Annotated in this window: 11 protein-coding genes and 1 pseudogene; 7 read left to right on the top strand and 5 right to left on the bottom strand. The window is 71.5% G+C overall.

Features of this window, described 5'->3' with window-relative positions; all coding sequences use genetic code 11:
• Positions 1 to 61 precede the first annotated feature (61 nt).
• Positions 62 to 328, bottom strand: a pseudogene (locus ABT186_RS45650) (hypothetical protein); the annotation flags it as partial.
• 215 nt (positions 329 to 543) lie between these two features.
• Between ABT186_RS45650 and ABT186_RS45645 the strand changes: the two are divergent.
• Complete coding sequence (locus tag ABT186_RS45645) at positions 544 to 1,107, top strand: ArsR/SmtB family transcription factor (protein ID WP_351236580.1); 564 nt, start codon at positions 544 to 546, stop codon at positions 1,105 to 1,107.
• Between the two features lie 101 nt (positions 1,108 to 1,208).
• Positions 1,209 to 2,570 (top strand): alpha/beta hydrolase family protein, encoded by a 1,362-nt coding sequence (locus ABT186_RS45640; RefSeq protein ID WP_351930329.1) that lies wholly within the window; start codon positions 1,209 to 1,211, stop codon positions 2,568 to 2,570.
• Positions 2,571 to 3,007: 437 nt separating this feature from the next.
• On the opposite strand, the gene ABT186_RS45635 is transcribed toward ABT186_RS45640, so the two are convergent.
• Positions 3,008 to 3,895, bottom strand: a complete 888-nt coding sequence (locus ABT186_RS45635) for an ATP-grasp domain-containing protein (protein WP_351930327.1) — start codon at positions 3,893 to 3,895, stop codon at positions 3,008 to 3,010.
• 147 nt (positions 3,896 to 4,042) lie between these two features.
• Between ABT186_RS45635 and ABT186_RS45630 the strand changes: the two genes are divergently transcribed.
• The 4 genes from ABT186_RS45630 to ABT186_RS45615 are packed head-to-tail and all read left to right on the top strand — an operon-like array spanning position 4,043 to position 9,096.
• Complete coding sequence (locus tag ABT186_RS45630; RefSeq protein ID WP_351930325.1) at positions 4,043 to 5,113, top strand: MerR family transcriptional regulator; 1,071 nt, start codon at positions 4,043 to 4,045, stop codon at positions 5,111 to 5,113.
• A gap of 30 nt (positions 5,114 to 5,143) precedes the next feature.
• Complete coding sequence (locus ABT186_RS45625; RefSeq protein ID WP_351930323.1) at positions 5,144 to 6,220, top strand: S1 RNA-binding domain-containing protein; 1,077 nt, start codon at positions 5,144 to 5,146, stop codon at positions 6,218 to 6,220.
• 49 nt (positions 6,221 to 6,269) lie between these two features.
• Positions 6,270 to 7,718, top strand: coding sequence for an acyl-CoA synthetase (locus ABT186_RS45620; protein WP_351930321.1), 1,449 nt, complete (start codon positions 6,270 to 6,272; stop codon positions 7,716 to 7,718).
• Complete coding sequence (locus ABT186_RS45615) at positions 7,711 to 9,096, top strand: carboxyl transferase domain-containing protein (protein ID WP_351930319.1); 1,386 nt, start codon at positions 7,711 to 7,713, stop codon at positions 9,094 to 9,096. Before ABT186_RS45620 ends, ABT186_RS45615 begins: the two co-directional genes overlap by 8 nt.
• 325 nt (positions 9,097 to 9,421) lie before the next feature.
• Here the strand turns inward: ABT186_RS45615 and ABT186_RS45610 are convergent, their stop codons facing one another.
• The gene (locus tag ABT186_RS45610; RefSeq protein ID WP_351930317.1) at positions 9,422 to 10,618 is read right to left on the bottom strand and encodes an RNA-guided endonuclease InsQ/TnpB family protein; all 1,197 of its coding nucleotides are present in this window, start codon (positions 10,616 to 10,618) and stop codon (positions 9,422 to 9,424) included.
• Positions 10,619 to 10,773: 155 nt separating this feature from the next.
• Between ABT186_RS45610 and ABT186_RS45605 the strand changes: the two genes are divergently transcribed.
• Positions 10,774 to 11,811 carry a rod shape-determining protein gene (locus ABT186_RS45605; RefSeq protein ID WP_351236592.1) on the top strand — a complete coding sequence of 346 codons (1,038 nt, stop codon included), beginning with the start codon at positions 10,774 to 10,776 and terminating at the stop codon, positions 11,809 to 11,811.
• A gap of 39 nt (positions 11,812 to 11,850) precedes the next feature.
• Here ABT186_RS45605 and icmB read toward each other — a convergent pair whose 3' ends face one another.
• Entirely contained in the window at positions 11,851 to 12,255 is a 405-nt protein-coding gene (gene icmB, locus ABT186_RS45600; RefSeq protein WP_351236594.1) for a coenzyme B12-dependent isobutyryl CoA mutase small subunit, read from the bottom strand.
• Positions 12,256 to 12,268: 13 nt separating this feature from the next.
• The coding region (locus ABT186_RS45595) for a methylmalonyl-CoA mutase family protein (RefSeq protein ID WP_351930315.1) at positions 12,269 to 12,559 on the bottom strand (291 nt) is incomplete at its 5' end.

Genomic DNA, 12,559 nt, shown 5'->3' with positions numbered 1-12,559 from the left:
GAGATCCTGAAATCTCTCGCCGACTACCTCACCAAAATCAGTCCGCCAAACAGGTAGCAACTTACCCGTGTGATTTGCGGCGCACGACACTAGTGCCGCATCGGGCAACGTTCGCCCTGTTCACGACCTCGCGTAGGCGTTCGTCGGCGGCGTACTTGTTCCGCCGGATGATGTAGCGGCGGATCACTCTGCCCTGCTCCTTGTGGTTGGCGTGGTCGGTGCCGTCCAGCGCGAAGTTGCACAGGGCGGTGAACTGGGCCTCGATGCGGTTGAGCCAGGAGCTGTTGGTCGGTGTGTGGGCGAACTCGGCATTGTTGGCCGCGGCCCAGTCGCACCCGGTACGACAGGACCCCCGACAGTTACCTCGCCGGCCTCCACCTGCGCGCCTCGATGATCTGGATCAAGAACCTCGCGAGAACCGCCCTTTGACCGCAACTCAATAGCGCGCTGGTCGGCAGGGTGCGGCGAGGTGGCGGCTCGGTCCGCACTCAAGAGTTGCAAGGAGTCCTTGCAAATGGCCTTTGCAACTCGTAGCCTTCTGGCATGGCCGAACAACCGCCTGCTCAAGAGATCACCGATGTCGAGGCGCTGCGCGCCTTCGCGCACCCGATGCGGCAGAAGATCGAGCAATGCCTGCGCCGGGGGCCGGCCAACTCTGCCGCGCTCGCACGCGAGTTGGGCGAGAGTACGGGGCTGGTCAGCTACCACCTGCGGCAGCTGGCCAAGCACGGCTTCGTCGAGGAGGTCCCGGAGCTGGCGAAGGGGCGGGAGCGGTGGTGGCGGGCGGTGCCGGGGGACCGGCGGTTCCCGCCGTACAGCCGGCAGACGCCGGAGATGCGTGAGGCACTGACCGAGATGCATCGGCTCAACCTCGCCGAACTGATCGACTCCGCACGGCGGTTCGAGGAGGCGCGCGACGCGCTGGGGCCCTGGGCCGACGCAGCGCTCTTCTCGCGCGCCACGCTCCGGGTCGACCCCGCCCAACTCCGCGCGTTCTTCGAGGAGTACATCGCGCTCCTCTACCGGTACTCGGCCCCGGAACCAGGGAACGCGCCCGAGGCGCGGACCGTGCTCGTCCGGCTGCTCGGAATTCCCGAGACCGACTGACCGCGCGGCCCAACCGACAACGAAAGGGGATGCACGCCGTGCTGCTCTCGGCTACGTCCGCATCACCGATACGCGCCGTACTGGCCGTGTTATCCGGGGCGTTGGCCGGAGCCATCCTCTTGCTGGCCGCGCCGGTGGCGTACGCCGGCGGGGACGGGCTGGTCCGCCAGGAGGTCACCTTCCGGGGCGGCGGTGGGCTCGTCCTGCACGGCACCGTCCTCAGCAAGGACGGAGCACCCGGCCCGAAACCTGGCATCGTACTCGTCGGCGGCTCGGGCTCCGGGCCCCGGGAGGAGTACCGGCAGGAGGCCGAGGCGTTCGCCCGGGCCGGGATCACCACGCTCGTCTACGACAAGCGGACCGTCGGCTACTCCCTGCTCCACCGAGACTTCGGCCTGCTGGCCGACGACGCCCTCGCCGGAGTGCGGTTGTTGCAGTCCAGGACCGGGGTGAACCCACGCCAGGTCGGGCTGTGGGGGTTCAGCGAGGGCGGCTGGGTGGCGCCGCTGGCCGCAGCGCGCTCGACCGACGTCGCGTTCGTCGTCACCATCGGCGGCTCCGGCTACGACCCGCTGCGTACCCAGGCCTGGAACCTCACCACGCATCTGCACCACCAGGGGGTGGACGGACCGTTCCGTCGCACCGTGGCCGGCCCCGCCGCCCAATTCATGGGCTCGACCGGTCTGTTCCCCTCGGCCGGCTACGACCCCGTGCCGGTGCTGGAGCGGCTCCGCCGAACGCCGGTGCTGGCGCTGTGGGGCGAGCACGACACGCAGGTGCCGCCCCAGGAGAGCGCACGGATCTTCCGCGAGGCCCTGGCCCGTGCGGGCAACCGGCACGCCGTCATCGGCTTCGTCGTCGGCGGTGCGCACAACGGTCACCGCACGTCGGACGGGTTCGACCGGATCGGCGGCCCCCTCTTCCATGGCAAGAAGCTGGGGGAGCTGGCCCCGCGCTATGCGCAGACCATGACCTCATGGGTGCAGGCTGTCGCCGCCGGCCTCCCACCGGCGTCGAGCGCCGCCCCCGCACCCGGTCAGGCACTCGCCAGCACCCCCGTACCGGGCCACGCCTGGTATGCCTGGCTCGCCCCGGCACTGCTCCTCCTCGGCTTCGCCGTCTATCCGGTGAGTGCCCTCCTGCGCCGGGGCCCGGTCCTGCGCCCGGTGCGGTGGTTGGCCGGGCTCGGCCTGCTGGCGGTCGTGGCGACGGTGGCCTGTTCGATCGCCGTCTTCGTGGCGGGGAACGGTGCGGCGGCGCCCGTTGTGTGGGGCCGTCCGGCTTTGTGGCTGGTGGCGCAGGGTCTTGCCGTCGCCGTGGTGATGTCCGCCTGTGTCTCGGCAGTCGCACTCTGGCGCCGACGGCTGACGTCCAGCTGGGTGGTCTGGCTGCGTCTGGCGCCGGTCGGGCTGGCCGCGGTCGGGTTCGTACCGTGGGCGGTGTGGTGGGGCGTTGCTTCGTGACGGCCATGGTCCCCTCTACGACTCCAGCGGCCTTCTGAACGCCCATTGATCACGACTGAAGACAGGCCCTGGCCGGCCTCGCTGGCCCTCGCCGCAAGGAGCAGGGCCGACGGACCGGCCGGAATGAAGGAACCACCCTTGCGACACGGCCTTGAGTGGGCTTCGAAGTTTGGCGGTGGTCTCCCGTGAGTAAGGGGCAGATCTGAGCCACCGCCACGGCCGACGCGGACGACGCGCAGGTGTGGTGTCTCAAGCACGCGGGCCTCACGCACCACAGGTACATCGCCCGTAGGCTCCGAGCACCCGAGCTTCCGGACTGGCAGAAGGTGACGGATTCGGACATCTTCGAGGCGATCGAAGACTCCCTGAAGTGATCAACGACTGGCGGCGCTTGCATCGTGCCGCCAGTGCCTGGTCTTCAGTCGGCCTCGCAAGGATTACTGACCGACGGCGGCCAGAACCGCCTCCACCACCCGCGGCACCGACCCCGGGTGCAGCCAGAGGAAGAGGTTCGGCTCGACCAGTTCCAGCTCCATCACGCACGGCGCCCCGTCCGGCCCGTCGACGAGGTCGACGCGGGCGTAGAGCAGCTCCGGTGCGTCCGGTACGGCGGCCAGGGCGCGTTCGGCGACGGCGAGTTCGGCCGGGGTCGGGGTCCAGGGTTCGAGGCCGGGATGGGCCACCTTCTTCTCGTCGTACGGCGTGCCGGGGGCGAGGACGGCGCCCTTGCGGCTGGCGTGCAGCAGCCGCCCGCCGAAGAACTGCAGCGCCCGCTCCCCGTTGACGTCTATGCCCTGCACATAGGGCTGGATCATCGCCGTGAAGCCCTCGGCGTGCATCCGCGCGAGCTGCCGTACGGCGGTGGCGTGCTCCCCGGGCGCATACCGGGCGGCGAACCGGGCGCCCGCGCCCGAGGTGGGCTTGACCACGTACTCGTGGTCGTCGGGCAGTTCGACGGGGCCGCCGGGGGCGATGTACCGGGTGGGGACGACCGGGACACCGGCGGCGGCCAGGTCCCCGAGGTACCGCTTGTCGGTGTTCCACCGCACGATGTCCACCGGATTGGCCAGCCGCGTGGCCTTCCCGCACCGCTCGGCCCAGGCGGTGAACTCCGCCGCTCGCCAGCTGTAGTCCCAGGTGGAGCGGATCACGGCCAGGTCGTACGCCGCCCAGTCGGTCTCCGGGTCGTCCCAGTACACGGCGTCGGCGTCGGCCCCGGCCGCCCGCAGCTCACCCACCAGCCCCGGCAGGTCACGGTCGGCTGTGACCTCCGGCCCTGGGCGGCAGGTTACGAGGGCGACTCGAGCGACGGTGGTGCGGGCCACGTCTGGACTCCTGTTCGTACGGCGTTCCTGTGCCGCAGGCTAACAACCGCCCCGGGAACCGCGACAACGCTTATTGACCTTCCCCTTCGGTGAGGCCACAGCATCGATGGCGGAACGAGGAACGGCCGGAAGAACGGGGTGCGGGCGGTGGAGATGCTGACGATCGGGGCGTTCGCAAAGGCGTGTCGGCTGTCGCCGAAGGCGCTGCGGCTCTACGACGAGCTGGATCTGCTGCGACCGGCCCGGGTCGACCCGGAGACCGGCTACCGCTACTACTCCGTGGCGCAGCTGGAGCAGGCGCGGCTGGTGGCATGGCTGCGGCGGCTGGGGATGCCACTGGCCCGCATCCGGGAGGTGTGCGCGCTGGACGACGCAGGAGCGGCCCGGGAGATCCGCGCGTACTGGGCGCGGGTCGAGGCCGAGACGGCGGCGCGCCGGGAGCTGGCGACGTTCCTCGTGGACCACCTGTCGTCCCTGTCGTCTCCTTCGAGAAAGGACACCACCATGCTGGAACTGCGCTACTGCGCTCTCTCCGACCGCGGTCTGGTCCGCACCGCCAACCAGGACACGGCATACGCGGGCGCCCGCGTCCTCGCCGTGGCCGACGGGTTCGGCCCCGGTGGCGCGCCCGCGAGCACGGCCGCAGTCGAGGCGCTGCGGTATCTGGACCGGGAGCCGCGGCCTGCGGGCAGTGTGCTCAATCTGCTGGAGGACGCGGTGCGTGGCGCGACCGAGGCGGTTCGGGACGCGGCCGGTACGGACGCCGAGGTCGGCACCACCCTCACCGCGGCGGTGTGGACCGGCTCCCAGCTCGCCCTCGTCCACATCGGCGACTCCCGCGCGTATCTGCTGCGCGACGGCGGGCTGTTCCGGATCACGCACGACCACACGGTGGTCCAGTCGATGATCGACGAGGGCCGGCTGACCCCGGAGGAGGCCTCGACTCATCCCCAACGGGCGCTGCTGCTGCAGGCGTTGACGGGCGGCGACGACACGGTCGTACCCGATCTGCGGCTGCAGGACGCGCGGCCCGGCGACCGGTATCTGCTGTGCTCGGACGGGCTGTACGGGGTCGTACCGGACGAGGAGATCCGTCCCCTGCTCGCCTCGGCGTCCGCACCGGACGAGGCGGTGCAGGCGCTGGTGGGCGCGGCGAACGCCGCGGGCGGGCCGGACAACGTGAGCTGTGTGGTGGCGGACGTGATGGAGGCGGCGTAGCGGACGGGGCCATGCGGCACGATCGTGCCCATGTCTCTCACCGGAACGGACGCATACTCCTCCGCGGGCCCCCTCCCGCCACTCGTCGAACGGGCCGTGACGGCCGCGCGCCGCCACGGCTTCGCCGACTCCTGCCGTCCGGAACAGGGCCGTCTGCTGCAGACGCTGGCAGGCGGCGCCCCGGGGCTGATCGGCGAGACCGGCACGGGCTGCGGCGTGGGCCTGGCGTGGCTGGCGTCGGGGGCACGCAAGGGTGTACGGCTGGTCAGCGTGGAGCGGGATGCCGAGCGGGCCCGGATCGCCGCCGGGGTGTTCGCCGACCGCCCCGAGGTCGAGATCCTGCACGGGGACTGGCGGCGGATCGAGGAGCGGGGCCCGTACGACCTGCTGGTGCTCGACGGTGGCGGCCAGGGCAAGACACCGGGCGACCGGGCCGCGAACGTCGTCCGTCTCCTCGCCCCCGGCGGAACGGTCGTCGTCGACGACTTCACCCCGGCGACCACGTGGCCGCCCCTCCACGACGACGCCATGGACACGGCCCGTATGCGTTGGCTGAACCATCCCTACCTTCACACGACGGAACTCCGCCTGGCCGACGACCTGAGCACGCTCGTCGGCACTCGCAGACCCCCGGCCGCCGAGCCGCTGCACGCGTTGAAGCGCGGTCAGGTCTGCCGGGGTGTGGTCACCGCCACGCCCCCGTTCGGGGTGTTCGTGGACCTGGACGGCATGGAGGGGTTCATCCGGATCCCCGAGATCACCTGGCGGCACATCGATTCGGTCGAGGAGGCGGTACGGGTCGGGCAGGAGGTGGTGGTCGAGGTCCTCGGCGTCGATGCGGAGCGGGAGCAGGCGCAGGTCTCGTTGAAGTCGCTGGAGCCGAGCCCGCTGGCCGCGTTCGCGCGGGAGGGCCTGGGGCGGGTGGTGCGCGGGCGTGTGACGAAGGTCCTGCCGTTCGGAGTGGTCGTGCGGGTGGCCGACGGCATCCATGGGCTGGTGCACCAGGACGAGCTCCACGGGGCCTCGCCATCGGTCGGGGACGAGCCGGACGTCGAGGTCGTCGGGATCAATCTGGTCCGGGGGACGGTTTCGCTCGCTCTGGTGTAGGAACTGTGCTGATGGCCGTACGTCCGCTTCGACGCAAGGAGTCCCCCGCGTGTCCTCCCTCTTTCCGGCCCTGACCGACCCCTCGGCCGGGCGGCGGCCCGCCCTCCGCTTCGGTGCACGGGCCCTTACGTACGCGGAGCTCGCCGCGGCGGCGGGTGCGCTCGCCGGGCGGATCGGTGGTGCGGGGAGGGTGGCCGTATGGGCCACGCCCTCCCTGGAGACCGCCGTCGGCGCGGTTGCCGCGTTGACCGCCGGTGTGCCCTTCGTCCCGCTCAACCCGAAGTCCGGGGAGAGCGAGCTGGGGCACATCCTGTCCGACAGTGCGCCGTCGCTGGTGCTGGCCGCGCCGGGCGATGAACTCCCCCCTCCTCTGGAGGAGTTGGTCCGCATCGATGTCGACGTGCGGGGCGCGGGGCCGTTCGCGCCCGCCGAGGTCGCCGACGAGGACCCCGCCCTCGTCGTCTACACCTCCGGGACCACCGGCCCGCCCAAGGGCGCCGTCATCCCCCGCCGTGCCGTGGCCGCCACGCTCGACGCGCTCGCGGACGCCTGGCAGTGGACCGGTGACGACGTACTCGTGCACGGGCTGCCGCTGTTCCATGTGCACGGACTGGTGCTGGGCATCCTCGGCCCGCTGCGGCGCGGCGGTGCGGTACGGCACCTGGGCCGGTTCAGCACCGACGGTGTGGCGCGGGAGCTGGGCGACGGGGCGACCATGCTGTTCGGCGTGCCCACCATGTACCACCGCATCGCCGAGACCCTGCCCTTGGACCCGGAGCTGGCCAAGGCGCTGGGCGGCGCCCGGCTCCTGGTCTCCGGTTCCGCCGCGCTGCCGGTGCACGACCATGAGCGGATCGCCGCCGCGACCGGGCGCCGGGTCATCGAGCGGTACGGGATGACCGAGACGCTGATGAACACGAGCGTGCGCGCGGACGGGGAGCCGCGCCCGGGCACGGTCGGCGTGCCGCTGCCCGGTGTGGAGCTGCGGCTCGTCGAGGAGGACGGTTCGCCGATCACGGCGTACGACGGGGAGACGGTCGGCGAGATCCAGGTCCGCGGCCCGAACCTGTTCACCGAGTACCTCAACCGGCCCGATGCCACGGCCGCCGCCTTCACCGCCGACGGCTGGTTCGGCACCGGCGACATGGCGGTGCGCGAGGCCGACGGGTACGTGCGCATCGTGGGCAGGAAGGCCACCGATCTGATCAAGAGCGGCGGCTACAAGATCGGGGCGGGTGAGATCGAGAACGCCCTGCTCGAACACCCGGGGGTGAGCGAGGTCGCGGTCACCGGGGAGCCCGACGACGACCTGGGTGAGCGGATCGTCGCCTGGATCGTGCCGGTGGATCCCGAGGCCCCGCCCGGCGCCGAGGAGCTGGCCGACCATGTGGCCCGCCGGCTCGCCCCGCACAAGCGTCCGCGCGTCGTGCGCTACCTGGACGCGCTGCCCCGCAACGACATGGGGAAGATCATGAAGCGGGCGCTGGGCGATGCCTGAGACGCGTGAGCGTCCGAGTGCGCGGGCAGCCCTCGCCCTCGTCACCGACGACTCGACCTTCACCGAACTCCCGTACCCCGCACGGGAGTCAAAGACGGACGGCCCGCTGGAGTGGGCGGGCTACGACGCCTCGCGCGCCCGCGCCGCCGAGCGCACTGGCGAGCAGGAGTCCGTGGTCTGCGGGCGCGCGACGGTCGGCGGCACCCCGGCCGTGCTGATCGCCTTCGAGTTCGGCTTCCTCGGCGGCTCGCTCGGCGAACGGACCGGGGACCGGCTGGAGGCGGCGCACGCGTACGCCCGTGAACACCGGCTGCCGGTCGTATCGCTGGTCGCGACGGGCGGCAGCCGTATGCAGGAGGGCATGCTCGCGCTGACCCAGCTCCAGCGTGTGGCCCGGCAGTCGGCGCTGACCCGCGCGGCCGGGCTGCCGCAGCTCGCGGTCCTGCGCGATCCGACGACCGGCGGCGGCTGGGCCACGCTGGGCGCGGGCGCGGACGTGGTGCTGGCCCTGCCGGGCGTCCAGGTGGGCTTCGCGGGCTCCCGGGTGCGCCCGCCGGACGCGGACCCGGCGGCGTACACGGCGGAGGCGCAGCTGGCGGCGGGCACGGTCGACGCGGTCGTACGACCGCAGGAGCTGCGGGAGGCGGTGGGGCTGTGGCTCGGGCTGCTGACGGCTCCTTCCACCGAACCCGCACCCGTGCCCTTCGCGCTGGGCCTGGTGGACCTCCCGGCCACCGGCTGGGACGCCGTACGGCGCGCCCGTGACCCGAGGCGCCCACGCGCCCAGGCCTACCTCGACGCCTGCTTCACCCGCCGGGCCGCCCTGAGCGGCGACCGCTGCGGCGGCACCGACGACGGCATGCTGTGCGGCTTCGGCACCCACGACGGCCGTACGATCGCGTACGCGGCCCAGGCCGGCACGGCGACCCGCCCCGCCGGATACCGCACGGCCGCCCGTCTGATCCGCCTGGCGGACTCCCTGTCCATCCCTGTCCTGACCCTGGTGGACACGCCGGGCGCCGCCAACGACGCCGAGGCCGAGCGGCAGGGGGCGGGCGCCGCGATCGCGGAACTGTTCGCCGCGGTCGCCACCGCCCGTACGCCCGTCACGACGCTGGTGATCGGCGAGGGCGGCTCCGGCGGGGCCCTCGCCCTTGCCGCCCCCGACAACACCTGGGCCACGCCGGACAGCTACTTCTCCGTCATCGCGCCCGAGCTCGCCGCCGCGATACTCAAGCGCCCGGCCGACCGGGTACGGGCGACGGCGGATCAGCTCCGCGTACGTCCTCAGGATCTGGTGGCTCTGGGGGTCGTACGGGGAATCGTGGGCTGTGACGCCACGTCAGCCCGGCATATCTCACCCCGACCGCCCGGATGATCTCCCGGGTGACCTGTCCGCCCCGGCCTGAGCGCACCATCAGGCACGGCCCAGGCGAGGGCAGCGCAGGCCACCCCCAGGGACAAGGCGCTGCGGCAGGCACGGATCGTCGGTGCAGCACAAGCTTCTCGGGGCGCGGCGCACACAGGACCACCCGTCCGGCCGCCCCCCGCCCGGACCACCCCGAGGGGCGCGACCCTTCTCCACGGCACACGATGCATAAGAGAGTCCGCCGCCGGCGGTCTGTTCTGGTCCTGGCGGTGCCGTTTGTTGTTTCTCGGGAGGTACCGCCTTGGCTTCTCCCCCTCGTGAACGAGGGGGATTCTCACAGCTCGCGCCGTGAGGGTTTCTGCTTCGTCGCCGACTGCCCGCCCGGAGTTCTCCGTTGAGGTCTTACACCGGCTCCACAGCCAGACACCGCCAGCCCGGCGGCCAAAAGGTTCTTCGACGCGTTCACGTCCCGGTCGTGGGTCGTGCCACAGCTGTCACACGTCCAGACGCGGACGTGCAGCGGCATCTTCACCTGCAAGGCGCCGCAGACAGAGCACAGCCGGGACGAGGGGAACCAACGGTCGACGGCGACCACCTCGCGCCCGTACCAGGCGGCCTTGTACTCCAGCATGTTCCTGAACTCCGACCATGCCGCGTCACTGATGGCGCGGTCGCGGGTCCGGTTCCTGACCATGTTGCGTACGGCCAGATCCTCGATCACGAGCGTTTGGTTTTCGCGCACGAGCTTCGAGGTGAGTTTGTGCAGCAGGTCACGCCTACGGTCGGCAATCCGGGCGTGAATCCTCGCAACCTTGATGCGCGCCTTACGGCGATTGGCGCCCTCCCCCTTGGCCTTACGGCACAGCTCCCGCTGGGCCTTGGCCAGACGGGCGCGGTCCCGGCGTTCATGCCTCGGGTTGGCGATCTTCTCCCCGGTGGAGAGAACCAGCAGGTGATCCAGGCCCGCATCGATGCCGACCGCCGTATCGGTGGGGGGATGGGGCTTGACGCCGACATCCTCACACAGCATCGAAACGAACCAGCGCCCCGCCGCGTCCCGGCTCACGGTCACCGTCGTCGGCGCTGCACCTTCAGGCAGTGGCCGGGACCACACGATCGCCAGCGGCTCCAGCATCTTCGCCAGGTACAACCTGCCGTGGCGGAACTTGAACGCCGAGCTGGTGTACTCCGCCGAGGCGCGGGACTTCCGCTTGGACTTGAAACGCGGGTACTTGGCCCGCTTGACGAAGAAGTCCGCAAACGCAGTCTGCAGGTGCCGCAGGGCCTGCTGGAGCGGTACGGACGAGACCTCGCAGAGGTAGGCCAGTTCCTCGGTCTTCTTCCACGCCGTGAGCATGGCCGAGGTCTGGTTGTAGTTGATCCGCTCCTGCCGCGCCCATGCCTCGGTACGGGCGGCGAGCGCGAGGTTGTAGACCTTCCGCACGCACCCGAACGTGCGCGACAGCTCAAGCGCCTGCGCATCGGTCGGACAGAAGCGGTACTTGAAGGCCCGCTTCACACGAGAGGTCATAACTCACCCGCTAGCAGGCCAACTTGTGAAAGCCCGCGGGTGATCGGCGATCGACGCCGGCCCACGCCGGCAGCGAATTGGCTCTCTCTGCCCTGCTCCGCAGGAGTCCGTTTCCTCTCCGCCCTGAACGGCGGAGTATCCACGGAGGAGTCCCCATGACCGTCAGTCTGGACCAGCTGCGCCGTTGCCACGTCGCCGTCGACCTGGGGGCGGCCAGGACCCGTGTGTACGTCAAGGGCTCCGGGCTGGTGGTCGACCAGCCCAGCGCGGCCGCCGTGAACACCCGGACGGGCGCGCTGATCGCGGTCGGTGAGCTCGCCGAGAAGATGACGGGGCGCACGCCCGCGTACATCCGTGTCGTACGGCCGGTCTCCGGCGGCACCGTGGTGGACATCGAGATGGCCCAGCGCATGCTGCGCCATCTGCTCGGCGAGAAGCTCCGCCGCAGCCTGCGCCGCAAGCCCCGGCTCCGGGCCGCCGCCTGCACCCCGCACGACGCGGATCCGCTGGCGCAGCGCGCGGCCATCGAGACCCTCGTGGGGCTGGGGGCCCGGCGGGTCGAGCTGGTGGACACGCTGGTCGCCGCGGCCGTGGGGTGCGGGCTGCCCGTCGAGCAGCCCGAGGCGTCCATGATCATGGTGTGCGGGGCCGCCGCCACGCAGATCGCCGTGCTGTCGCTGGGGAACATCGTGACCGCCGAGCGCATCCCGGTGGGCGGTGAGGCCGTCGACCGCGCGATCGTGCAACACCTGCGGCACGAGCACGAGTTGATGCTGCCGAGTCAGTCCGTACGGCCCCTGCAGCTCGCCCTCTCCGGCAACGGCCTCACCCCGCACGGGCCCGCCTCCACCGAGATCCAGGGACGGGACGTGGCGACCGGGCTCGCGCGCTCCGTGCTGGTCGACACGGCGGCCGTGCGGGACGCCATCCAGACGCCGCTGCTCGCCGTTCTCGACGGCATCGGCAAGGTGCTGCGGGACTGCCCGCCCGACCTGGTGGCCGACCTCGCCGAGCGCGGGATCATGATGGTCGGCGGCAGCGCACTGCTGCCGGGGCTGGACCAGATGCTGCGCCAGGCGACGGGCATGCCCGTGCACATCGCCGAGCGGCCCGACATCTGCGCGGTCCAGGGCCTGGGCGCCATGCTGGAGGGCAGGATCCAGCCGCTGACGCTCAACCCGCTGGCCGCGTGAGCTCGTTCATCGCGCTCGACGGCCGGCACGCGCACGACCTCACGCCACGGCCGCCCTCCCCAGGTGCGCGTGCACCCAGTCGGTGATCTCCCCTGTCGGTGTTCCCGGCGTGAAGACGGCCGCGACACCCAGGGCGAGCAGCTCGGGGATGTCCCCTTCCGGGATGATGCCCCCGCCGAACACGGCGATGTCCGAGGCGTTCTCCTCCCGCAGCAGTCGCAGCACCTCGGCGAAGAGCGTCATGTGCGCCCCCGAGAGCACGGACAGCCCGATGCCGCCGGCGTCCTCCTGGATGGCGGTGTCGACGATCTGCCGTGGCGTCTGGTGCAGCCCGGTGTAGATCACCTCGACGCCTGTGTCACGCAGCGCGCGGGCGATCACCTTGGCGCCCCGGTCATGGCCGTCGAGGCCGGGCTTGGCCACGACGAGTCGGATCTGAGTCACTTCCGCTCCCCTCTCAGAGCGCGTCGGACGGTACGTAGGTGCCCCACACCTCGCGCAGGGCGTTGCACACCTCGCCCACGGTCGCGCGGGCGCGCAGGGCCTCCTTCATCGGGTACAGGACGTTGTCCGTGCCCTCCGCCGCCTTCTTGAGCTGCTCCAGGGCGCTGTCGACCTGCGTCTGCTCGCGCCAGGCCCGCAACTTGCAGAGTCGTTCGGCCTGCTGGGTCTCGATGGCGGGGTCGACGCGCAGCGGTTCGTAGGGCTCTTCCTCGTCCAGCTGGAAGCGGTTGACCCCGACCACGAC

Origin of the sequence: Streptomyces sp. NPDC001634 (assembly GCF_040298185.1) — a bacterium.
Classification (GTDB): domain Bacteria; phylum Actinomycetota; class Actinomycetes; order Streptomycetales; family Streptomycetaceae; genus Streptomyces.
Note: the sequence above shows the minus strand (reverse complement) of the source record. Positions and strands in the feature narration are given on the sequence as shown.

Excerpts from the sequence above, each read along its gene's own strand:
- ABT186_RS45645 (WP_351236580.1), top strand. The coding sequence starts at position 544 with ATGGCCGAACAACCGCCTGCTCAAGAGATCACCGATGTCGAGGCGCTG.
- ABT186_RS45625 (WP_351930323.1), top strand. The coding sequence starts at position 5,144 with ATGTCTCTCACCGGAACGGACGCATACTCCTCCGCGGGCCCCCTCCCG.
- ABT186_RS45615 (WP_351930319.1), top strand. The coding sequence starts at position 7,711 with ATGCCTGAGACGCGTGAGCGTCCGAGTGCGCGGGCAGCCCTCGCCCTC.
- ABT186_RS45610 (WP_351930317.1), bottom strand. The coding sequence starts at position 10,618 with ATGACCTCTCGTGTGAAGCGGGCCTTCAAGTACCGCTTCTGTCCGACC.
- ABT186_RS45605 (WP_351236592.1), top strand. The coding sequence starts at position 10,774 with ATGACCGTCAGTCTGGACCAGCTGCGCCGTTGCCACGTCGCCGTCGAC.